Annotated in this window: 17 protein-coding genes; 9 read left to right on the top strand and 8 right to left on the bottom strand. The window is 61.0% G+C overall.

Annotated features, from left to right (window positions below):
* From CBB63_RS16180 to CBB63_RS16165, 4 genes are all read right to left on the bottom strand, one after another.
* Positions 1–1134, bottom strand: a 1134-nt coding sequence (locus CBB63_RS16180; RefSeq protein ID WP_286699889.1) for a hypothetical protein, incomplete at its 3' end; no start/stop codon positions are given.
* Positions 1135–1415: 281 nt separating this feature from the next.
* The gene (locus CBB63_RS16175; RefSeq protein ID WP_286699888.1) at positions 1416–2036 is read right to left on the bottom strand and encodes an 8-oxoguanine DNA glycosylase OGG fold protein; all 621 of its coding nucleotides are present in this window, start codon (positions 2034–2036) and stop codon (positions 1416–1418) included.
* 152 nt (positions 2037–2188) lie between these two features.
* A complete protein-coding gene (locus CBB63_RS16170; RefSeq protein WP_286699887.1) occupies positions 2189–3127 on the bottom strand; it encodes a GIY-YIG nuclease family protein in 939 nt (312 codons plus the stop codon).
* A gap of 870 nt (positions 3128–3997) precedes the next feature.
* Entirely contained in the window at positions 3998–6280 is a 2283-nt protein-coding gene (locus tag CBB63_RS16165; protein ID WP_286699886.1) for an adenosylcobalamin-dependent ribonucleoside-diphosphate reductase, read from the bottom strand.
* A 123-nt stretch (positions 6281–6403) separates the two neighbouring features.
* Between CBB63_RS16165 and CBB63_RS16160 the strand changes: the two genes are divergently transcribed.
* Positions 6404–6835 carry a DUF1489 family protein gene (locus tag CBB63_RS16160; RefSeq protein WP_005852088.1) on the top strand — a complete coding sequence of 144 codons (432 nt, stop codon included), beginning with the start codon at positions 6404–6406 and terminating at the stop codon, positions 6833–6835.
* Positions 6836–6970: 135 nt separating this feature from the next.
* Here the strand turns inward: CBB63_RS16160 and hisG are convergent, their stop codons facing one another.
* The 3 genes from hisG to hisS all read right to left on the bottom strand — a co-directional run bounded on the left by hisG (position 6971) and on the right by hisS (position 10244).
* Positions 6971–7660: an ATP phosphoribosyltransferase gene (gene hisG / locus CBB63_RS16155; protein WP_286699885.1), complete on the bottom strand. Its 690-nt coding sequence runs from the start codon at positions 7658–7660 to the stop codon at positions 6971–6973.
* Positions 7657–8736 (bottom strand): ATP phosphoribosyltransferase regulatory subunit, encoded by a 1080-nt coding sequence (locus tag CBB63_RS16150; RefSeq protein WP_286699884.1) that lies wholly within the window; start codon positions 8734–8736, stop codon positions 7657–7659. Before CBB63_RS16150 ends, hisG begins: the two co-directional genes overlap by 4 nt.
* Entirely contained in the window at positions 8736–10244 is a 1509-nt protein-coding gene (gene hisS / locus CBB63_RS16145; protein ID WP_286699883.1) for a histidine--tRNA ligase, read from the bottom strand. The genes CBB63_RS16150 and hisS overlap by 1 nt, the downstream gene beginning before the upstream one ends.
* A 158-nt stretch (positions 10245–10402) precedes the next feature.
* Here hisS and CBB63_RS16140 point away from each other — a divergent pair, with 158 nt between their 5' ends.
* Positions 10403–10597 (top strand): SlyX family protein, encoded by a 195-nt coding sequence (locus tag CBB63_RS16140; protein WP_286699882.1) that lies wholly within the window; start codon positions 10403–10405, stop codon positions 10595–10597.
* Positions 10598–10642: 45 nt separating this feature from the next.
* On the opposite strand, the gene dnaE is transcribed toward CBB63_RS16140, so the two are convergent.
* Positions 10643–14176, bottom strand: coding sequence for a DNA polymerase III subunit alpha (gene dnaE / locus CBB63_RS16135; RefSeq protein WP_286699881.1), 3534 nt, complete (start codon positions 14174–14176; stop codon positions 10643–10645).
* A 224-nt stretch (positions 14177–14400) separates the two neighbouring features.
* On the opposite strand from dnaE, the gene xdhA reads away from it, so the two are divergent.
* The 7 genes from xdhA to CBB63_RS16100 all read left to right on the top strand — a co-directional run bounded on the left by xdhA (position 14401) and on the right by CBB63_RS16100 (position 23915).
* Entirely contained in the window at positions 14401–15819 is a 1419-nt protein-coding gene (gene xdhA / locus CBB63_RS16130) for a xanthine dehydrogenase small subunit (RefSeq protein WP_286699880.1), read from the top strand.
* Positions 15816–18221, top strand: a complete 2406-nt coding sequence (xdhB, locus tag CBB63_RS16125; protein WP_286699879.1) for a xanthine dehydrogenase molybdopterin binding subunit — start codon at positions 15816–15818, stop codon at positions 18219–18221. Before xdhA ends, xdhB begins: the two co-directional genes overlap by 4 nt.
* Positions 18211–19182, top strand: coding sequence for a xanthine dehydrogenase accessory protein XdhC (xdhC, locus tag CBB63_RS16120; RefSeq protein WP_286699878.1), 972 nt, complete (start codon positions 18211–18213; stop codon positions 19180–19182). Before xdhB ends, xdhC begins: the two co-directional genes overlap by 11 nt.
* Entirely contained in the window at positions 19179–20699 is a 1521-nt protein-coding gene (locus CBB63_RS16115) for an ABC transporter ATP-binding protein (protein ID WP_286699877.1), read from the top strand. Before xdhC ends, CBB63_RS16115 begins: the two co-directional genes overlap by 4 nt.
* 87 nt (positions 20700–20786) lie before the next feature.
* Positions 20787–21869 (top strand): ABC transporter permease, encoded by a 1083-nt coding sequence (locus CBB63_RS16110; RefSeq protein ID WP_286699876.1) that lies wholly within the window; start codon positions 20787–20789, stop codon positions 21867–21869.
* Positions 21869–22789: an ABC transporter permease gene (locus CBB63_RS16105; RefSeq protein WP_286699875.1), complete on the top strand. Its 921-nt coding sequence runs from the start codon at positions 21869–21871 to the stop codon at positions 22787–22789. The genes CBB63_RS16110 and CBB63_RS16105 overlap by 1 nt, the downstream gene beginning before the upstream one ends.
* A 52-nt stretch (positions 22790–22841) precedes the next feature.
* Positions 22842–23915: a BMP family ABC transporter substrate-binding protein gene (locus CBB63_RS16100; RefSeq protein ID WP_005852062.1), complete on the top strand. Its 1074-nt coding sequence runs from the start codon at positions 22842–22844 to the stop codon at positions 23913–23915.
* Positions 23916–24037: the final 122 nt, after the last annotated feature.

The raw sequence follows: 24037 nt of genomic DNA, 5'->3' as shown, positions 1-24037 counted from the left end.
GGAAGGTGCTGTCCAGGCAACGCTTACAGCCAACGGTGCCAGAATGTCGCTGAGAGAAGCACATGCGCGCACCATTCCGCGCGCCTGCAGTTCTCTTAAACTCCCTTGGCAATCAGCGAGTGACGTGAGCCAAGCCTCAAAGGAAATTTCAGGAACCTCTTTCACCAGCTCTGCGATAAGCTCGGGCGCTGTTAGGCCCTCGTCCGCGTCCTCAAGTGCCAGAATAGAGTGATTGAGCAAATTCTCGTATATAAGACGAACCATGTCTCCTACTTGGTAGTGTTGCCAAGAGCGATGGATGGTGGCTGAAGCCCCCTCGGGGGCGGTCTCCAGGAATCGCCACTTGAGCATTTCTTCGGTGACCTTCTCACCGGCTGCACCACCCTCAACCTCTCCTCTTACCTTTGCAGCGATTTCGAGAATAGCATGAAGAGTGGCGCGGCGGTTAATTGATAAATCAGCCCCATCTTCGCCCAGCAGAAGATCTCGCAGTATCGCTGCCTCTTTACTTTCCTGGTCCAAAGAGGACGGCGCCATCGCAACCATCGGCGCAAGCTCGGCACGGGTCACCTGCCCTTTTTCCGCGAGTCGCAGGAAATCACCGGTAAAGCCGCCGAGTGCCGCCTCATAGGCTTCTGCGAGCGCATTGCAGGCTTCGTTTGGAACTGGGAGGCCATGATGCTTGCCGCGACCGACGAGACCCATCTCCGCCATCTGCCCATAATAGATCCCGGGAAATGCTCCACCGCGGGGTGCGAGGTATCGTTCTACCTGAGGGGTCGAATAGTCCGTCTCGACACGGAAATCGATTACTTCGCCGTCTGCTTGGAGTTTCTCGACTGCGAAGGTCGATCCAGCCACTCCTGTTTCAGCTGGTCGCTGGGCGGAGGCAAGCGCATACAAAGCTTCGACACGCCGAGTCTGATCCTCGAAAACCTGCCGGGAATCGTTCCGGACATTTCGTTTGTAGTGCGCAATCCAGAAGGCATAGAAACTGTAATTTCTCAGTCTGGTCGTGACCGAGCTGAACCCGCGCAAAAGCGATTGGTAATGTGTTTCCACCGGCGACAACATGGCGAGGTGATCTAAGCCTTGTTCAGCGCCGACCTCGGTCCATTCTGCTACTCCATCCATGTTCAGATCGAGATATAATAGAAACGGATGGGGAACCGCCGGAAAAACCTGCCCCCAAAAAGCGCAGACCTGTGCATCCTCATAATCTCTTCTCTGTAAATCAGTTTCTCTTCAATTGTCGCATAAGACGTTGAAGCGATTTGTGATGTCAACCATGAGCGATTGGCACCTACGAGAGCACAAGCTGATGGAGAAAGCGTATCAATAGAGTTGGTGGCGCTCTGAGGCCCTGGTTATCCATAGGGGGAGGTCAGTAGGGCTTTCCCGGCAGGGATCCTATCTTAACTAACATGCTCTGAAGTATCGCTGTCCTTTTTCGAACCGGGGCGAGCCACTGGCAGTTTACGCACATGTTTCCGCCATGTGCAGGCTTTCTTCGCTCTGCCACCGGTTCCGAATAAGCGCAATTCGGTCTCTTCTGCACTTCCGAAATCGCAATCCAAAGTAAGCTGCTCAACAGTATGACAGAATTTCTCGTAGATTTCAGGCGTATTTCGTGGCTCGACCCAACCGTTCTTGGTTATCCGGATGAAGGGTTTTTGGCAAACCAGGTTCACGGAGCGTGCCGTCCATTGATCCATGATGTATCCGTTCAGCTTAGGCGCCGCGAAAAAGATCAGCTTCGTAAAGAACGCCGGCGCAATCCCTGAGATCTCGTTTGAAGCGATAGTTCGTGACATCCCATCGTAGGCTAAAGCGCGATTTGATCGTTCTGCAGCACCTCCGCGCAGTTTGCTAATCTCTTCCACGAGCGGCGTGAAGTCAGATTTGGCAAGTCGGGGCCTATTGGCAAAGTTAATTCCGCCCCAAATCAAAATCGCCCAAAGAATATCGTGATCGCTAACATTAGATCGATCCGCAACGAGTTCCCTAAGGCGCTTGCGGTCGAGGGGCTGAGCCAAAACGGCCTGGCTGAGACCAGTGAGACCAATCCTCTCCGCTATTGCGGCCGGCTCCTTAGCGGGTCACCTGCCCTCCTCCGAAAAGTCGCGGAAGAGGGCCAGGTGGTGGACGTTGAACCTCGTTCTTCCTCGATGCTGCCGAATAGGCTGGTTCATTCTATCGCTTCCTGCTTCGACGCCTGTGCTTGCTGCCAATCATGGTAAGTCTGGTTCGCACCCCTGACTTTCCATTCAATTCGCCCATTACTATTCCGATCCAACACCACTGCAGCAGCTGCTGAGGGACTGTTGAAAGACCAAGGCGCGGCAAACCGCATCTTATTGGTGCCAACTGGACCATCCTGGGGCACAAGCACACCCTCTGTGATCAGCTTTTCTTTTAGCCCGCTATAGCTTTGCTGGACATATCCAGTGCCGCTTAAAGCCTCGGAGCCTTCAAGAACAATGAACTCGCCGTCTTCTTCTACCGCTGTAGCCTGCACACCGCTCTTGTGCCGAATCTCAAACTGCACTTCTCCCGTAGTGCGTTCCTCCACCGGCTGCTCAGTCTGCGTCACTGCCTTCGGCTGCTGTTTAAGCATCTCGAGGCCGATCACCGGCAGAATGATCCGCAGATTGGCCAGAAACTGCTCCATATTTGCTACATCGGCCTCTGGCAACCTTCGGCGCAGTGTGTCGGGCTGGGTCCCGTTATCCAGTGATACGCGGCCCGCTTGAGCGGTGATCTGGATGAGGCGCGCCTCGAGGTATTCAGCATGCCCCTTCGACATATCATCATCGCTGGTTGTAATGGTGATCGCGGTCTCCCAGAAATCCCGCTTCAGGGCGCTTTGTTTGATCCGTTCGGCAACGGAATTGCCTGATCCAATGTATACTCGGATGCCGCCTGCTTTGTCTGGATCCGGCCCCGAGAGGATATAGACCCCAGTGCGGTCGACCTCATCTCGCGCAGTCAGATCCCCGAAAGCAGAGGCGCCGGAAACGAATAGCAAGCCAGTCCAACCGTGGATGGTGGCCTTCCGCAGGCCGGTGGGTTTGCCGTCTACCAGAAACGGTTGGATGGTGCGGCCGAAGGTTTCGCCCACGGTCATTCCATTTATTCCTTTATTGCATAATGAGAGAGTGCCGCTTGAACCCGGCAATAACCCCCGATCAAAAGCTCATCATGCAAGCCTCTTAATCAAATGGCAAATTATTAACTTGGTATTTAACGGCGCTCCATCGCCGGGGTCGCGCACTGTATATCAGCATAATGATGGGGATCGATCCGTGGGGTTCTGATTATGACCCACATCACTTCTTTAGAAAGTTCGCGGAGCCAGTTTGGGAAAGTGCGCCGCTAAGATCTCGGAACGCGAGGACCTTAAAAGTCGGCGTTGTCGCCCTCTCGTCGCGTCCACTTTGGATCGGGATGGATAGCCATATCCACGTTTCGCGCGCCTGCCTTACCCCAGATCCGGTATGATGCCCATCGGGCCAAGCGCCAGAGAACCCACTGGGTAATCCAGGGGATAAACAAACAGTCCCCCCGATTGAGCAGCGCATGCAATCAATCGGGATTCTTATCGGCCGGATTTCCTCGCAGACGCCCTGTGTCGCCCCCGCAGGGTCTAAAAAGAAGCCCCTCGGCCGACGGAGCTTTCGACTGAAGTTTCAATCAAAAATAAACCCGCCGAAGCATCCAAAAGGCGGTGGCGAGTTTATAGTGGTCACAGTTGCAATCTAAACCGGTCGAATTGCAAACTGTTCTTGGTTTTCACATCTACTTGTTGCCCACTGCCTCTTGCCCCGCCAATTCACGCTTTTTAGGTCTGTTTCGGCCAAAATTNCATTTGGCCAAAACCATTTCGATTCAGTGCGTTAGGCACCTACGGCAAAACTAATCCCGTTTCGTGGCAAACAAAATCGCGGGTTTTGGCATAACTATGCCCGCAAGGACACATAACTCACCCCAACTCCAATCAGCCACACTTACTATGGCCGCAGCTGCCGCAGGTCATGCAGCCTTCGACCATGCGCAGNTCGTATTGGCCGCAGCTGCTGCAGGCTTTGCCGNGGGGGGCNTCCAGGCCGACGACCTTGGCTTGCGGGTCGGATTTCAGCCCCTGCCCTTCGCCNGCGATAAAGCCGGTGGCGATCAGNTGTTGTTCGATCACGCCCCCGATGGCGGCCAGCATCGACGGGATGTATTTGCCGCGCATCCAGGCGCCGCCGCGCGGATCAAAGACGGCCTTCAGNTCTTCGACGACAAAGGACACATCGCCACCGCGACGNAACACGGCAGAGATCATGCGGGTAAGCGCGACCGTCCAGGCAAAATGCTCCATGTTCTTGGAGTTGATAAAGACCTCGAACGGNCGACGATGCCCACCGATCACCACATCGTTGATGGTGATATACAGCGCATGCTCGCTGTCGGGCCATTTGATCTTGTAGGTGGAGCCCTCAAGCTCTTCCGGGCGGTCCAGCGGATCGGACATATAAACGACCTCGCCGCCTTCCTCTGCGGTGGCTTGGGCCGCAACCTCGCCCGGGGCTGTATCGGCGCTTTCCGATACCGACAGAACCGATCCGGTCACGTCATTGGGACGATAGGTCGTGCAGCCTTTGCAGCCNTGATCCCAAGCGGCCATATAAACATCCTTGAACGCGTCAAAGCTGATGTCTTCGGGGCAGTTGATGGTTTTCGAGATGCTGCTNTCGACCCATTTCTGTGCCGCGGCCTGCATCTTGACGTGATCCAGAGGGGCCAGCGTCTGTGCATTGACGAAATAGTCGGGCAAGGGCGCGTCGCCCTTCAGATCGCGCCACATCTGTACGGCGTAATCGACGACTTCTTCCTCGGTNCGGCTGCCATCCTTTTGCAGAACCTTGCGGGTGTAGGCATAGGCAAAGACCGGTTCGATCCCNGAGCTGACGTTGCCTGCATAAAGGCTGATGGTGCCTGTGGGCGCAATCGAGGTCAAAAGCGCGTTGCGGATGCCGTTTTCGGCAATGGCGTCGCGCACATCCTCATCCATCTGCTGCATGGTGCCGGAAGCCAGATAGGCGTCTGCCTCGAACAGCGGGAAGGCNCCCTTTTCCTTCGCCAGATCGACGGAGGCCAGATAGGCCGCCCGCGCAATCGCCTTGAGCCACGCCTCGGTCTGCTCTGCCGCCGCGTCCGAGCCATAGCGNAGCCCGACCATCAACAAGGCATCCGCCAGACCGGTGACACCCAGACCGATGCGGCGCTTGGCTTTCGCCTCTGCCTGCTGTTCGTCAAGCGGGAATTTCGACACNTCAACGACGTTNTCCATCATGCGCACAGCGGTCGCGACCAGCTTGTTCAGCGCCTCGACATCCAGCTGAGGGTTGTCGCCAAACGGATCGGATACCATCCGCGCCATATTGATCGACCCNAGCAAACAGGCACCATAGGGCGGCAGCGGCTGTTCCCCACAGGGGTTTGTGGCGGCGATGGTTTCGCAATAGCTCAGGTTGTTGGCCTCGTTGATGCGATCGATAAANATCACACCGGGCTCGGCGAACTCATACGTGGCTTTCATGATCCGGTTCCACAGATCACGGGCCTGAACNGTGCGGTAGACCTTGCCGTTGAACTGCAGATCCCAGCTGNCATCGGCCTTGACCGCATCCATGAAAGGGTCTGTGATCAACACGGACATGTTGAACATCCGCAGCCGCGCGGGGTCGGATTTCGCGGCGATGAAGTCTTCGACATCAGGGTGGTCACAGCGCATNGTNGCCATCATNGCGCCNCGGCGCGACCCGGCGGACATGATGGTCCGACACATCGCATCCCAGACATCCATAAAGCTCANCGGGCCGGAGGCGTCAGCAGAGACCCCCAGCACATCCGCGCCACGGGGNCGGATGGTGGAAAAGTCATAGCCGATCCCGCCCCCCTGCTGCATGGTCACAGCGGCTTCCTTGAGCATGTCGAAGATGCCGGCCATGCTGTCAGGCACGGTGCCCATGACGAAACAGTTGAACAATGTCACACGCCGCGCAGTACCTGCCCCGGCAGTGATGCGGCCCGCGGGGAGGAATTTGAAATCCTCCAGCGCTTCGTAAAATGCCTCTTCCCATTTTTCCGGTGCTTTTTCGACCTGTGCCAGATCACGGGCGATTCGCCGCCAGCTGTCTTCTACCGTCACATCACGCGGCGTGCCGTCGGCATCTTTAAAACGGTATTTCATGTCCCAAATCTGTTCGGCAATGGGGGCGGCAAATCGTGACATATTCGATTCCTTGAGGGCTGTTTGGGAAGGTGTTCACCATACCCCAAATCAAAGCGCAAGCACAACAGGTTGAAGAAAGTGTGTATTAGAATACATGATGCTGTAGCAGCGACGGAGGATTCTGTGAAAAATCATATACATCTCATCAAGTTGTCCGTCGGCACGGAAACCGTCGATGATCTGGCCGCATGGCAGGAAAAAAAACGCGTGCAAACCGAGGACGGTTTTCCCCGCCACGTGACGCGCATGTGGCCCAAACGCGAACCCGAGATTCTGAACGGCGGGTCGATCTTCTGGGTGATCAAAGGTGTGATCCAGTGTCGTCAGAAAATCCTGCGTCTGGACGAGACATCGGGCGCGGACGGCGTGCGCCGCTGCGCGATCGTGCTGGACCCCAAGATCATCCGGGTGCAAGGCAGCCTCAAACGCCCGTTTCAGGGGTGGCGCTACCTCGCGCCGCAGGATGCCCCTGCCGATCTGCCCGAAGGCCGCGACCACGAAGAGCCCCTGCCCATCGAGTTGAACCGCGCGCTGGCCGAGATCGGCGTGCTCTAGCAGCAGCGCCTGCGCACGCATCCCCCGCGGNNTTNGAGTTTACTTGGCAAAATGAAGCAGGGCCGCGCGTGCCTNTTCATTTTGCCCTTAAACTCCCGCCGGAGGCGCATCCGCAGGATGCCGCGCGCATGCGCGTCAGGACAGTCGCGCCAGCAGGGCCGTCATCGTCGCGCGATCCGNATCATCCATCTCTGCCATCCGGCTGCGCCAAAGCGTCGCCTGTGACCGCAGGATCAGCCCGTCGGACAGGATCTTGAGGTGNTTGGCGCGCAATGTCTCCCCGCTCGAGGTGATGTCGGCGATGGCCTCTGCGGTTTCATTCTTGATCGTGCCTTCGGTCGCCCCCTGGCTGTCGACCAGCGCATAATCCGCGACACCGGTGCTGCGCAGGAANTCCCGCACCAGCCGGTGGTATTTCGTCGCAATGCGCAGGCGGAACCCGTGCTTGTCGCGGAANGCCGAGGCGGCGGCATCCAGATCATCGAGCGTATCAACATCGATCCAGGCCTGAGGCACCGCGATGATCAGATCGGCGTGCCCGAAGGCGAGCTCTTCTACCGGGGCGACGAGCTGATCCCACAGCGCCAGTTTCTCTTGCACCAGATCGGTGCCGGTGACGCCCAGATGGATACGGCCAGCGGCGAGTTCGCGGGGGATTTCGCCCGCAGAGAGCAAGATCAACGACACGCCCTCAATGCCTTCNACGGCCCCCGCGTATTCACGTTCGGAGCCCGTGCGCTGCAAGGTGATCCCGCGCGCGGCAAACCATTCAAAGGTTTTCTCCATCAGACGCCCTTTGGAGGGCACACCGAGTTTGATCGTCATTGGCCTGCCTCCAGTTCCAGCATCANCCCGGGGCGCATGACNCCNCCCACCGCGGGNATTTCGCCGCCCTGCCCCAGCCGCCGTGTCAGCGCGTCATAGCGTCCGCCTGTGGCGATGGTGGGCAGATCGGGCCGTGTCGCCGCGCGGAAGCCGAAGACGAACCCGTCATAATATTCCATCGACACGCGGCCAAAGCTGGCTTCGAACATCAGGTTACCGGTATCGACACCGCGGCCGGCAAGCGCCTTTTCCCGCGCCGCGACACGGTCCACCGCATCAGAGATCGCGGGCATATCGACGGCAAGGTCATGCAACTGGCTGATCGCATTGGGCATGGTTTCACGCACATCCAGCAGCGCCAGCAGCAAGGACACCTGCGTGCGCGACAGGGCCGGCTCGGTGGCGTCGGCGCGCAGGGCGGCGATGCGTGTTTCAATCTCGTCCAGACTGCGCAGGCCGATCAGNGGTGCGGTGATANCACCGTCACTGGCCAAGAGCGCCGCGCGGGTCGCGGGCATCGGCGTTTTGCCAGCATAGCGGTCGAGCANCGCACGGAACCGGCGGGGCCGCCANATGTGCCGCATCAGTGCCGCCTTGCGCGACGCCGATGTATCCAGCCCCGCAACCGCAGCCATCAAGATACCGATATCCCCCGTCACGGCAGTGACCGGAAGCCCCTCCAACGCGCCCTGGATCAGGGCAAAGACTTCGGCATCGGCTGCCGCGGGANCGCCACGGTCAAAGACTTCGTAGCCCGNCTGAATATATTCATTGGCGCGGTTGGGATCACGTTCCTGACGGCGGAACACTTCGCCCGCGTAGGTGTAGCGTGCCGGGTCCGCCCCATGGGCCATATGCATCTGCACCACGGGCAAGGTATAATCGGGGCGCAGCATTTGTTCGCCCCGCATCGCATCCGAGGTNACATAGGCGCGCGCGCGGATGTCTTCGCCATAAAGGTCNAGCAGGGTCTCGGCGGGTTGCAGGATCGGCGGTTCCACCACCGCNGCNCCCTGCGCCTCGAACAANGCGCGCAGGCTTGCGGCTTTGGCGAGGATGTCGGATCGNGTAGCCATCAGCGGTTCAGCTCCAGTATCTCGCGCACTTTAGAGACAAGATCCCCACGCGCCACTTCATATTGGCTGGGGCGGTCTTTCCATTCCTCCAGCGTGGCGCTTTCAGCGATTTTCGCGCCAAGGATCAGGTCCTTGATCTGGATCATACCCTTGTCGAATTCATCCCCGCCCGCGATCACCGCCACCGGGCTGGCGCGGCGGTCTGCATATTTCAGCTGGTTGCCAAAGTTCTTNGGGTTGCCNAGATAAACCTCGGCCCGGATGCCTGCCTGACGCAATTCGGCGACCATCGCCTGATAGTCGGACATGCGNGCCTTATCCATCACGGTCACCACCACGGGCCCTTCGGCCTGCGCCGACATCCGGCCCTTGGCCTGCAGTGCTGNAAGCAGCCGNTCGACGCCGATAGAGACNCCCGTTGCAGGGACTTCCTGACCGGTGAAGCGCTTGACCAGATCGTCNTACCGCCCGCCCCCTGCGACAGAGCCAAAGTTGCGGGGCCGGCCTTTTTCGTCCTGGATCTCGAAGGTCAGTTCCGCCTCGAACACCGGACCGGTGTAATAGCCAAGACCGCGCACCACGGAGGGGTCGATCTCTACGCGGTCAGCGCCGTAGCCGCCGGCCGCCATCAGATCGGCGATGGTTTCCAGCTCGTCCACGCCCTGCGCGCCTGTNTCGGAACCCGCGACCAGTTCACGCAGCCGCGNGACGGTTTCCGCACCGCTGTCNCGTTTGGCTTGCATAAAGCCCATGACCACATCGGCCTGAGNATCGCTNAGCCCTGCNCCATCGGTAAAGTCGCCGCTGTCATCCTTGCGGCCCGCGCCCAGCAATGCNCGNACNCCGTCCAGTCCCAGCCGGTCGAGCTTGTCAATCGCACGCAGCACGATGCCGCGCTCGTGGGCGAAATTGTCGGGGTTGGCNGGGTCGAGCACGCCTGCGACCTCCATCACACCGTTNAGCACCTTGCGGTTGTTCACCCGCACGATGTAATCGCCGCGNTCNATCCCGACTTCTTCCAGACAATCNGCCAGCATCGCGCAGATCTCNGCATCNGCNGCGACCGACGGTGCGCCGACCGTATCGGCATCNCATTGATAGAACTGGCGGAAGCGGCCNGGCCCCGGCTTTTCGTTGCGCCAGACCGGCCCCATCGCATAGCGCCGATAGGGCGTGGGCAGATCATTGCGGTGTTGAGCATAGACNCGTGCCAGCGGTGCNGTCAGGTCATAGCGCAGGGCCAGCCAGTCGCCGGGCTTGTCCGCCTCTGCATCCTCTTGCCACGCGAAGACGCCCTCATTGGGGCGATCCACATCGGGAAGNAACTTGCCCAAAGCCTGCACCGTCTCGACCCCGGAGCTTTCCAGCGCGTCAAAGCCATAGCGATGATAGACCTGCGCAATCTTATGCAGCATCTCGGCACGCTGTGTTACTTCTGCACCGAAATAGTCACGAAACCCCTTTGGCGTTTCGGCCTTGGGGCGGGGGGTCTTTTTTGGCTTGGCCATTGGATCACATCCTGTGGGCTGAATATCGCGCTTCGCGTCTAGCCCAACCCCCCGCCAAGGGCAAGCGACGCGGNCCCNCCGCGGCACGCATCCCCCCTTATCGAACGCCATACAANCTGTTAGGAGGACGGCAAACGCGCAAGCTGCAAGGTGCCCTCATGGATAAGCTCGAAGAACAAATGGCCCATCTGATCCGTACGGTGGATGACCTGTCCGATGTCGTCGCCCGTCAGGAGACAGAGATCGCGACCCTGACACGGCGGGTTCATATGCTGATGCAGCGCGAGGGCGAACGCGAGGCAGCGGGCNCCGANGGGGTTGTCATCGGCAACGAACGCCCGCCGCACTATTGATCGGANGCCNNNTCNAGGAAGCTGCCGTCGCCCCNNTGGGNCGCGTCAGATTTCCTCTACCTCCATCACGCCGGTCAGGGACCGGATNGCNCCCTTGATCTTNGGGGTGACAGGGTATTCGGCGCAAAGATCAACCTCCACCTCGCCGGGNAGGGTCGGGTCCATCAGGCACAGTTGCACCGGCCCCTTGCCCGCGCTGCGNGCCGCGGATCGGGCACCGGCCANCACATCGGCGACNGCCTGAATAGCCCCCGCATCATCCACAAAGATCCGCAGCCCCATGTTGCCCGCATCCTCGACCACCGTGTCGATCGGCACCACNGACCGGCCCAGCAGTTTCAACTGGTCGCTTTCCATCGTCGCCTCGACCATGACNACGACCTTNGANCCTGTCTCAAGGTGGTCGCGCGCCAGTTCCAGCGTGTCCGAAAACAGCGTCACCTCGTAAGCGCCCGTCGGGTCCGACAGTTGCGCAAAAGCAAAGCGGTTGCCGCGCGCTGATTTACGTTCCTGCCGTCCGGCGACGATCCCTGCCAGNCGGGCNTTCATCGCCCCTTTGACCGAGACTTTCTCGGTCAGCTCGTCCAGCGTCAGGAANGGCACACCGCCNGTNGCGGATTTNCGNTTCATCGGCCCCATGTAATCGTCCAGCGGGTGGCCNGACAGNTAGAAGCCNACGGCCTTGAACTCTTCGGTCAGGCGNTCGGCGGCNTCCCAATCGTCGCANGGCACGATGCGCGGCTCTGGCAAGTCATCCCCCGCCTCGCCAAACAGCGACACCTGATTAGAGGCTTTCTGCTCGTGGATCGCGGCGGAATAGCTGACCAACCCGTCCAACGACTGCCAGACGCGGCGGCGGTTGTTGTCCAGCTGGTCGAACGCACCGGAGCGGGCCAGCATTTCAAGCGGACGTTTCCCCACCCGTTTCAGATCAACCCGCCGCGCCAGATCAAAAAGCGTGGCAAAGGGCTTGTCGACGCCGTCCACCTTGCGGCCTTCGGTGATCAGCTTCATCGCCTCCACCCCGACGTTTTTCAGCGCGCCCAACGCATAAACCAACGCGCCGTCCACGACTTTGAATGTCGCATCCGACCGGTTCACGCAAGGCGGCACCCAGGGCAGTTCCAGCCGTTTGCGGACCTCTTCGAAATAGACCGCCAGCTTGTCGGTCAGATGGATATCGCAGTTCATCACACCAGCCATGAATTCGACCGGATGGTTCGCCTTGAGCCATGCGGTCTGATAGCTGACCACCGCATAGGCGGCGGCGTGGGATTTGTTGAAACCATAGTTGGCGAATTTTTCGAGAAGGTCGAAAACCTCAGACGCCTTTTTCTTGTCGACCCCGTTGGCCATCGCGCCCTTTTCGAACTTGGGGCGTTCCTTGGCCATTTCCTCGGCGATCTTTTTACCCATCGCACGGCGCAGCAGGTCAGCGCCGCCAAGGCTATAGCCCGCCATGACCTGCGCGATCTGCATAACCTGTTCCTGGTAAACAATAATCCCCTGTGTTTCCTCCAGGATGTGGTCAATCGAGGGATGCACGGATTCCCGCTCGCGCTGGCCATTCTTGACCTCGCAATAGACCGGAATATTCTCCATCGGGCCGGGCCGGTACAGCGCGACCAAGGCCACGATATCCTCGATACAGGTCGGTTTCATCCGTTTGAGGGCATCCATCATGCCGCTGGATTCCACCTGGAACACCGCCACCGTCTTGGCGCTGGCATAAAGCTTGTAAGAGGCCTCGTCGTCCAATGGGATGGTGGCGATATCGTCGATCAGCCCCTCGGGCGGCTCGAACAGCTCTGTCCCGTCGGCGGCCACATGCAGGTGACGGCCCGAGGATTTGATCTGGTCTACCGCGTTCTGGATGACGGTCAGGGTCTTGAGGCCCAGAAAGTCGAACTTGACCAGACCGGCCTGTTCGACCCATTTCATGTTGAACTGCGTCGCGGGCATATCGGAGCGTGGATCCTGATACAGCGGCACCAGCGCGTCCAGTGGCCGGTCCCCGATCACAACCCCCGCCGCGTGGGTCGATGCGTTGCGCAACAGCCCCTCGACCTGCTGGCCATAGTTCAACAGCCGCGCGACGACTTCCTCGTTCTTGGCCTCCTCGCGCAGGCGTGGCTCATCCGCGAGCGCCTTTTCGATGCTGACGGGTTTCACGCCCTCGACAGGAATCATCTTGGACAGGCGATCCACCTGCCCGTAAGGCATCTGCAAGACCCGCCCGATGTCACGCACCGCCGCCTTGGACAAAAGCGCCCCGAAGGTGATGATCTGCCCCACCTTGTCGCGCCCGTATTTGCGCTGCACATACTGGATCACCTCTTCCCGGCGATCCATGCAAAAGTCGATGTCAAAGTCGGGCATCGAGACCCGTTCGGGGTTCAGGAACCGTTCAAACAGCAGTTGATAGCGCAGCGGGTCCAGATCGGTAATCGTCAGCGCATAGGCCACCAGACTACCCGCCCCCGAGCCCCGCCCCGGCCCGACGGGAATATTATTGTCTTTCGCCCATTTGATAAAATCAGCAACGATCAAGAAGTAGCCGGGGAACCCCATGCCCTCGATGATGCCTAGCTCGAAATCCAGCCGCTTTTCATATTCCTCGACGCTGGTGGCGTGGGGGATCACCTTGAGCCGGTTTTTCAGCCCCTCATGCGCCTGCCGCTTGAGCTCTTCAATCTCGTCATCCGCAAACTTCGGCAGGATCGGATCACGGCGATAGGCCATAAAGGCACAGCGTTTGGCGATCTCGACCGTGTTCTCGATGGCTTCGGGCAGATCGGCGAACAGCGTCACCATCTCGGCCTGTGACTTGAAGTAATGCTGCGCGGTCAGCCGGCGGCGTTCGTGCTGCTGATCGACATAGGCCCCATCCGCGATACAGATCAGCGCGTCATGGGCCTCGTACATATCTGCCTTGGGGAAATAGACGTCATTCGTCGCGACCAAAGGGATGCCCATGTCATAGGCCATCTCGACAAAGCCCCGTTCGGTCAGCTGTTCGGCTACGGGCTGGCCATCCTCGCCGGGGTGGCGCTGCAACTCGACATAAAGCCGGTCGGCAAAAGCCCCGTGCAGCCGTGCCATCAATGCCTCTGCCGCGGGACGTTGACCGCCCTGCAACAGCTGCCCCACGGGGCCGCCTGCCCCGCCTGTCAGACAGATCAACCCACCGTTCAGCGCCTCCAGCTCCTCCAAGGTGACCTGCGGCAGCGCCCCGCCCTTGTCGATATAAAGGCAGGAGTTCAGCTTCATCAGGTTTTCATACCCGGCCTCGGATTGGGCCAGCAAAACCACAGGGGCCGGATCGCGCGGCTTTTCCCCCGGTTGCACCTTCACATAGGCCAGATCCACCTGACAGCCGATGATCGGTTGCACACCGGCCCCCGCCATGGCGACCGAGAATTCCAACGCGGCGAACATGTTATTGGTATCTGTCAGGGCCAGCGCCGGCATATCGGCCCCCTTGCACAGATCAGGCAGCTTTTTCAGCCGCAACGCCCCTTCCAACAACGAATACTCGGAGTGCGTGCGCAGGTGAATGAATCGGGGTGCTTGTGCCATGGGGCCAACTTACCCAAGCCCACCCGCAGTCACCAGTCCCACCGGCACCCTGCGCCCGTTTTTCCAGCAACACGACAGGCCCTTGAGCGCAGGACGCCACGAAATCTCTTGCCAAGCCCCCTTGCCCCCGCCTAGCCTCGTTCAACATTTGCCCGCGCCGCGTTCTACGTCGCATCGAACGCCGCGCAGATCACGGGCTGAGGTACCGCGGCGGAACGAACCCTATGGACATCACTTTTCTCCTCAACGGGGAAGTCGTGTCACTGACCGGCGTCTCCCCCACCATGACGCTGCTGGACTGGCTACGCGAAACCCGACATCTGACCGGCACCAAGGAAGGCTGCAACGAAGGCGATTGCGGCGCCTGTTCCGTCATGATCAGCGACGACCAAGGCCACCGCGCCCTGAACGGCTGCATCCTGTTCCTGCCCCAGATCAACGGCAAATCCGTCACCACCGTCGAAAGGCTCTCGGCACCTGACGGCAGCCTGCATCCCGTGCAGCAGACCATGGTAGACTATCACGGCAGCCAATGCGGCTTTTGCACGCCGGGCTTTGCCGTCACCATGGCCACCGACCATCTCAACGGGGCCACGGACCACGACACGCAGCTCGCCGGGAACCTGTGCCGCTGCACCGGTTACGCCCCAATCATTCGCGCCGCCAAAGCCGCCGAGGCCGCCCCCGTGCCCGCCCACCTGCGCAACCTCAAACTTCCAGATGGCCTTAAATCCTCGGGGGGGCCGGCGCAGCCGGACGGGGGCGGACAGCCCCCTGCGACCTCGCGCCCCACGACCACGGATGAACTGGCCCACTGGTACGCCGATCACCCCGATGCGACCCTGATTGCGGGGGCAACGGATGTCGGCCTCTGGGTCACTAAACAATTCCGCGATCTGGGGCCGGTCGTGTTTCTCAACCAGATCCCCGACCTGCGCGGCGTCACCGATGGCGGGGATCACTGGCGCATCGGCGCAGCGACCACCCTTGCCACGCTCACCGCGCATTTTGCCCCGCTCTACCCCAGCTTGGGCGCGATGCTCCGGCGGTATGGCTCGGCGCAGGTGCGCAATGCGGCCACCATCGGGGGCAACATCGCCAATGGCTCGCCCATCGGGGACGGCCCTCCGGCGCTGATCGCGATGGGGGCAACATTGCACCTGCGTCACGGCGACACCCGCCGGAGCCTGCCGCTTGAGGATTTTTTTATCGACTACGGCAAACAGGACCGCGCCCCCGGAGAATTTGTCGAGGCGATCACCGTGCCGAAACTCCCCATCGGCAGCGACGACACCCTGCGCTGCTACAAGATCAGCAAACGTTTCGATCAAGACATCTCGGCGCTGTGCGGCTGCATGAACATCATACGCGCGGGCGATGTGATCACAGACGCACGCATCGCCTTTGGCGGCATGGCAGGCACACCGAAACGGGCAAGCCAAACCGAAGCGCTGTTGATCAATCAACCTTTTGACGAGGCTACGATCCGCCGCGCGATGGATGCGTTGGCGCTGGATTATCAGCCGATGACCGACATGCGCGCCTCGGCGCAGTATCGCCTGCTGACCGCCCAGAACCTGCTGCTGCGCTATCTGCGTGATTTGAACGGCCTGCCCACGAACCTGCACGAGGTGACAGCATGAGCGTTGCCAAACCCCTCCCGCATGATGCAGCCAAGCTCCATGTCACGGGGGCTGCGCGTTACGTTGACGACATCCCGACACCGGCCACAACGCTGCACATCGCCTTTGGCCTGAGCACGGTGGCCGCGGGCACGCTCAACGGCATGGACCTGCGCGATGTCGCTGCTGCCCCCGGTGTGGTGGCCGTACTGACGGCGGCAGATCTGCCGTTTGACAATGACGTATCGCCCTCCAACCATGACGAACCCCTGCTCGCCACGGATGCGGTGCATTATGCAGGCCAACCCGTGTTCATGGTCATCGCGACAACCCACCTTGCCGCCCGCCACGCCGCGCGGCTTGGGGCGGTGGACATCACCCCGACCACCCCGATACTCACCATCGAAGAGGCGCTGGCCGCCGATGCACGGTTCGAGGATGGCCCCCGCATCTACCAAAAAGGCGATGCCACAGCCGCGCTGACCACCGCCCCCCAAACTCTGAGCGGGACGATCAATATCGGCGGGCAAGAGCATTTCTACCTCGAAGGTCAGGCCGCCCTCGCCCTGCCGCAAGATAATGGCGACATGGTTGTCCATTCCTCGACCCAGCACCCGACCGAGATCCAGCACAAGGTGGCAGAGGCGCTTGGCACGCCGATGCACGCCGTGCGGGTAGAGACGCGGCGCATGGGCGGTGGTTTTGGTGGCAAGGAAAGTCAGGGCAATGCGCTCGCCGTGGCCTGTGCCGTCGCGGCCGCGCGCACGGGACGCCCCTGCAAAATGCGCTATGACCGCGATGACGATATGATCGTCACAGGCAAACGCCACGATTTCCGCATCGACTATACCGTAGGCTTTGACGCCACTGGCCGCATCTCGGCGCTGGATTTCACCCATTACACCCGCTGTGGCTGGGCGATGGACCTGTCCCTGCCCGTGGCCGACCGTGCGATGCTGCATGCGGATAATGCCTATCACCTCGATAACATCCGCATCACCTCGCATCGCTTGCGCACCAACACGCAAAGCGCCACGGCGTTTCGTGGGTTTGGCGGGCCACAGGGGATCGTGGGCATCGAAAGGGTCATGGACCATATCGCGCAGTCACTCGGGTTTGATCCGCTGGCTGTGCGGCGCGCCAATTTCTACGCCGATGTGATGCAGCCTGACGCAAGCGGACAGGCCCATGACCACCGCGCCCTGCCCCATGACACCGAGGCTGATCTTGCCTCTCGCGGGGCACCGCCCGCACCACAGGAAAGCACGCCACCCCAGCCCACAGGTCTGCAAACCACACCCTACCACCAACCGGTGCAGGACTGTATCATCAACGCGCTGACCGACCGGCTGGCCCAGACATCAGACTACGCCGCCCGCCGCGCCGCCATTGCCGATTGGAACGCGACGCAGCCGGTTCTGAAACGCGGCATCGCGCTGACGCCGGTCAAGTTCGGCATCTCTTTCACCCTCACCCACCTTAATCAGGCGGGGGCGTTGGTGCATGTCTATCAGGACGGGTCGATCCACCTGAACCACGGCGGCACTGAAATGGGTCAGGGCCTGTTCCAGAAGGTCGCGCAGGTCGCCGCCAGTCGCTTTGGCGTTGACCTCTCGGTCGTCAAGATCACTGCAACGGATACCGGCAAGGTGCCCAATACCTCGGCCACGGCGGCGTCTTCGGGGACGGACCTGAACGGCATGGCGGTGCAAGCGGCCTGCGACACGATCCGCGACCGCATCGCCGACCATCTGGCCGAGAGGTATCAGACCGCCGCTGACCAGATACGCTTTGCTGATGGGCAGGTTCATATCGGGGAAGAGGTGATCAGCTTTGCCCAAGCCGCCGCTTCCGCCTATGAAAACCGCGTGTCGCTGTCGTCCACCGGCTACTACAAGACGCCCGAAATCGAATGGGACCGCATCAAGGGCCGCGGCCGCCCGTTCTTCTACTTTGCCTATGGCGCAGCCGTCACCGAAGTGGTGATCGACACGCTGACGGGCGAAAACCGCATTCTGCGCGCGGACATCCTGCATGACGCGGGCGCATCGCTGAACCCCGCGTTGGACATCGGCCAGATCGAAGGCGGCTATGTGCAGGGGGCCGGCTGGCTCACGACCGAGGAACTCGTCTGGGATGCCAAAGGCACGCTGAAAACCCATGCGCCGTCGACCTACAAAATCCCCGCCATCTCGGACCGGCCCGATGTGTTCAACGTGGCGCTTTGGGACGAACCCAACCCCGCGCAGACGATCTACCGGTCAAAAGCGGTGGGGGAGCCGCCGCTGATGCTGGGCATCTCGGCCTTCATGGCGCTGTCGGATGCGGTGAGCGCCTGTGGGGACGGGTTTGGCGACCTGCAAACACCCGCCACGGCCGAAGCTGTACTGACCGCCATCGGGAAGGCCCGCAATGCCCTTTGACCGCGCAGCCCTGGCGCAGGCCGTTGCCGCGCATGGCACGGTGGCGCGCATCGTTCTGGTGCAGGTCAAAGGCTCTGCCCCGCGTCCGGCGGGGACGTCGATGCTGGTCTGGGCGGGCGGTGCGTCCGGCACCATCGGCGGCGGCCAGCTTGAGCTGCAATCGATGCGCGNTGCCGCNNCCATGCTCGCNGGTGGCCCGCGCAGCAAGCTGACCCGCGCCGCCCTTGGCCCCGCGATGAACCAATGCTGCGGCGGGGCGGTGACAGTGGTGACAGAGCGTTTCGACGCCGCCACAGTCGAAGCCCTGCCCGACACCTACCCCGACATCTACCTGCGTGCTGTCGATCCTGCGGCCCCGCCCCTTGCNGACAGTTTTCGCGCCAAGATCGACCGTGCCAGTGGCAGCACGACACCGCTCGCCATTACCCTGCACGGNGGCTGGNTGGCAGAGCCGCTGTGGCAGCCCTCGCGNCAGGTGGTCATTCACGGCGCNGGCCATGTNGGCAGCGCGCTGGCGCGTATTCTGGCCCCGCTNCCGCAGTTTCGCGTCANACTCGCCGACCCGCGCCCCGGGTATCTGGACGATCTNCCNNAGGGCGTCAGCGGCGTCGATGCCCCTTGGGGTGCCGCGCTGCACAGCGNTGAAGATGACGCTGCGCATTTCATCATGACACCGGCCCATGACGACGATCTGGAGCTCTGCCACCGCTTGCTGCAACGCGATTTCGCCTTTGGCGGGTTGATCGGGTCAGACACGAAATGGGCGCGGTTTCGCAGCCGTCTGGCCGCCCTTGGCCATGCCCCCGAACAGATCGCCCGCATCACCTGCCCCATCGGCGCGCGGCAATTTGGCAAGCATCCTCAAGCGATTGCGCTTGGGGTGGCCACGCAACTCTTGCAATTTGAACCCGCCCGCACGAATAAACAGGTTCGTTTGACACAAAAGGAACGCTGCGCATGACCGACACGCCCCTTCTGGCGCTTTCCGGGCTGACCAAAGCCTACCCCGGTGTTGTCGCCAATGATGACGTGTCATTGCGGATCGCGCCGGGCGAGGTCCACGCGCTGCTGGGGGAAAACGGCGCGGGCAAGTCGACGCTGGTCAAGATGATCTATGGGCTGGTCAAACCCGATAGCGGCACGATGCAGATGCACGGAGCCAGTTTCGCCCCGCACGAGCCCCGCGCCGCACGCGCCGCCGGTGTGGGCATGGTGTTCCAGCATTTCTCGCTGTTTGACGCACTGAGCGTGGCCGAAAACATCGCCCTGGGGATGGAGAACGCGCCCAAGCTGCGCACCCTCAGCAAGCAGATTCGCGACGTGTCCGAGGCCTACGGCCTGCCGCTGGCCCCCGACCGCATCGTCGGCGACCTTTCGGCCGGTGAACGCCAGCGGGTCGAGATCATCCGCTGCCTGCTGCAAGACCCCAAACTGTTGATCATGGATGAACCCACCAGCGTTCTGACCCCGCAAGAGGTTGAAATCCTGTTCAAAACCCTGCGCAAGCTCAGCGCCGAGGGCACCGCGATCCTCTATATCTCGCACAAGCTCGAAGAGATCCGCAGCCTGTGTGACAGCGCCACGATCCTGCGATTGGGNAAAGTGGTAGGCCATTGCACCCCGTCAGAGACNACGGCACGGGATATGGCNGAAATGATGGTGGGCAGCACGCTCAAGACNCCGACNCGNGCNGGCAAGACCCCCGGCGCNGTGAAGCTGGACCTGAGGGGGTTGTCCGCGCCCTCGCCCAGTTCCTTTGGCATGCCGCTGCGTGACATCACCGTGCAAGTCCGCGCGGGCGAGATTTTGGGCATCGGTGGCGTGGCGGGCAACGGGCAGGATGAATTGCTGTCGGCCCTGTCGGGCGAGCTGCCGACCGCCGCTGGCATGATCGGGTTCGAGGGTCAGGACGTGGGCCAGCTTGGCCCCACCGCGCGCCGCCGTCTGGGTATCCTGACCGCGCCCGAGGAACGGCTTGGCCATGCCGCCGCCCCTGATATGTCCCTGACCGAGAACGCGATGCTGACCGGTGCCGTGCGCGAAAAGCTGGAGCGNCGCGGCATGTTGAACTGGCCCGCCGCCAAACGGTTTGCCGAACGTATCATCGCNGATTTCGACGTGCGCACCCCCGGCCCCGGNAATGCCGCGCGNTCGCTGTCNGGCGGGAACCTGCAAAAATTCGTCATCGGCCGCGAGGTGTTGCAAAATCCGCAGGTGCTGGTGGTCAANCAGCCCACATGGGGGGTCGATGCCTCTGCCGCGGCGGCGATCCGGCAGGCGCTGCTGGATCTGGCCGANAATGGCACNGCNGTNATCGTGATCAGTCAGGATCTGGACGAGCTGATGGAAATCTCGGACCGCTTCGCCGCGCTGAACGAGGGCCGCCTNTCGGAGCCGCGNGCCGCGGCAGGGCTGACGGTGGACGAGATCGGATTGATGATGGGCGGNGCCCACGGGATGGAGGTGGCGCATGTTTGACGCGTNGCTTGCGGGGGTTTCACACCCCCACACCCCCGTGGAGTTTNCNTTGCAAAATGAAGCAGATGACAAGAACTGGGGCGCGGCATGATGCGGCTTGAGAAACGGCCGCAGGCCAGCCGGGCGTTTTCCTATGCAACGCCGGTTCTGGCGGTGATTGCCACGATGGTTTTTGGCGGCGCGCTGTTCGCNGTGCTTGGCAAAGACCCTGTGGCGTCGATCATGACGATTTTCTGGGAGCCGCTGTTCGGCGATTTCGCCTTTTACTATCGCCCGCAACTGCTGGTGAAAGGAGCACCCCTGGTCTTGATCGCCATTGGCCTGTCGCTGGGGTTCAAGGCGGGGATCTGGAACATCGGGGCCGAGGGCCAGTACATCATGGGGGCCATTTGCGGTGCCGGTGCAGGTCTGGCCTTCTACCCCGCNGAGAGTGTTTTTATCTTTCCGGTGATGGTGCTTGCAGGCGCGCTTGGCGGTTGGGTCTGGGCCATGATCCCTGCCGTGCTCAAGGTCAAATTCGGGACGAACGAGATCCTCGTGTCATTGATGCTGGTCTATGTGGCGGAACAGTTCCTCGCCTCTGTCAGCCTTGGGTTGCTGAAAAACCCCGAAGGCTTCGGCTTTCCGGGCAGCCGCAACCTGCAGCAATATGCATCGGCCCATAATGGCGAGTTGNTCGCGGGATCGGGNATGCACTGGGGGGTGGTTGCCGCCCTGATCGCGGTGATNTTTGCCTATGTCTTANTGGCGCGGCACCGGTTGGGCTTTGCCATCCGCGTGACCGGAGAGGCACCGCGGGCGGCGCGNTTTTCCGGCGTGAACCCGACGCGGCTGGTGTTGTTCTGCATGGGCATGTCGGGTNTGCTGGCNGGTCTGGCAGGGATGTTCGAGGTCGCGGGCCCNGCGGGNCAGATCACCATCGATTTCAACGTGGGCTACGGGTTCACCGCGATCATCGTCGCCTTTCTGGGGCGGTTGCANCCGGTGGGTATCCTGCTGGCCGGTGGTCTGATGGCGCTGACCTATATNGGGGGTGACATCGCGCAAAGCCAGTTGGGATTGCCTGCCGCCGCCATTCAGGTGTTTCAGGGGATGTTGCTGTTCTTCCTGCTCGCCTTTGATCTTTTCACCCATTACCGGCTGCGCCTTGGCCGGACGGAGGTCGCGTAATGGATCTGTCTGCAATCAATCCGGTGCTCTTTGTCGCGGGCTTTCTGGTGGCAGCGACGCCACTGATCTTTGCCGCTTTGGGCGAGTTGGTGGTCGAGAAATCCGGCGTGCTGAACCTTGGGGTCGAAGGGATGATGATCATCGGCGCGATCTGCGGNTTTGCNACNGCCGTTGAAACCGGATCGCCCCTGTTGGGCTTTGCCGCCGCGGCCCTAGGGGGCGCGTTGCTGAGCCTNCTGTTCGCCTTCCTGACGCAGATCACATTGGCCAATCAGGTCGCATCGGGCTTGGCCCTGACGCTGTTCGGGCTGGGGTTTTCGGCATTGCTGGGGCAAAGCTATGTCGGGATCAAACCACCGCGTCTGCCGGATGTGAACTTTGGCCCGCTGCATGACATCCCCGTCATCGGGCCGATCTTCTTTTCCCATGANATCATTCTGTACNTGGGCTTTGCGCTGGTCGTCGCCGTTTGGGCANTGCTGAAATTCACCCGCATGGGGCTGATCCTGCGCGCTGTCGGCGAAAGCCACGAGGCGGCCCACGCCCTTGGCTACAAAGTGGTGCGCATCCGCACGCTGGCGATCATGTTCGGCGGGGCCTGTGCCGGTCTGGGCGGGGCCTACATCAGCCTGATCCGTGTGCCNCAATGGACAGAAGGCATGACCGCCGGTGTGGGCTGGATCGCCCTTGCGCTGGTGGTTTTTGCCAGNTGGAAGCCCTGGCGGCTGTTNCTGGGTGCCTATCTTTTTGGCGGTATCACGCAGCTTCAGCTGAATCTGCAAGGCGCGGGCGTTGCCATTCCGGTCGAGTATCTGGCAATGTCGCCCTACNTCATCACCATCCTTGTGCTGGTGATCCTTTCCGCGGATAAAAGCGCTGCNCCGGCATCGCTGGGCCGCACTTTCCACGCCTCTCACTAGGGGCCTATCTTCAAGCGCCGGATAAAAGGCGCGTTACTCAGGGGACTACGNTATGAAATTCACCACACTTATGGCCAGCGCGGCACTGGCGCTNGGGCTTGCGGGCGGCGCATATGCCCAAGACAAGACCAAAGTCGGNTTTGTCTTTGTTGGNCCCGTCGGCGATGGCGGCTGGACCTATGAACACAACCAGGGNCGTCTGGCAGTCGAGAAAGAATTCGGCGACGCNGTCGAAACCGTCTTTGTTGAAAACGTGGCCGAGGGCCCCGATTCCGAGCGTGTGATGACGCAGATGGCGCTGGACGGCGCGGACCTGATCTTTACCACGTCTTTTGGCTATATGGACCCCACCATCAACGTCGCGGGCAAATTCCCGGATGTGAAATTCGAACACGCCACCGGCTACAAGCGTGCCGACAACGTGTCGACCTATTCCGCGCGTTTCTACGAAGGTCGCGCCATTCAGGGTCACATCGCGGGCAAGATGACCAAATCGAACATTATCGGCTATATCGGCTCCTTCCCGATCCCCGAAGTGATCCGGGGCATCAACTCGGCCTATATCCACGCCAAGAAGGTGAACCCCGATGTCGAGTTCAAGATCGTCTGGGCCTACACATGGTTTGACCCCGCCAAAGAAGCAGACGCCGCGAAGGTTCTGATCGAACAGGGTGCCGATGTTGTCCTGCAGCACACCGATTCCACAGCACCTCAGGCAGCGGCGCAAGAAGCGGGTGACGTGATCACCTTTGGTCAGGCGTCCGACATGGCGCAATACGCGCCCAAGCCGCGCGTCTCGTCGATCATTGACGATTGGGCCCCCTATTACATCGCCCGCACCAAAGCGGTCATGGATGGCACATGGGAAAGCAAAGACACATGGGACGGCATCGGTGCCGGCATGGTTGGTATCGGCGAGATTACGGACGCAGTTCCTGCCGACGTAAAAGAAGAAGCGCTGGCGCTGAAAGCATCGATCGCGGATGGGTCCTACCACCCGTTCACCGGCCCGCTGAAAAAGCAGGACGGTTCCGATTTCCTGGCGGAAGGCGAAACCGCCGATGACGGCACGCTGGCGGGCATGAACTTCTATGTCGAAGGCATCAAGGGCGACATTCCGAACTAAGCCGGACACTGACCTGACACGATCAAAGGCCTCGCATCCGCGGGGCCTTTTTTGTTGCGAAATCANCGCGGTGCCCCGTCTNGNGACAAAACGCATCTGGTGNGGNGCGACCAAGCTGCCTA

It is taken from the genome of Sulfitobacter sp. TMED3 (assembly GCF_002167505.1).
GTDB lineage: Bacteria > Pseudomonadota > Alphaproteobacteria > Rhodobacterales > Rhodobacteraceae > Sulfitobacter > Sulfitobacter pontiacus.
Note: the sequence above shows the minus strand (reverse complement) of the source record. Positions and strands in the feature narration are given on the sequence as shown.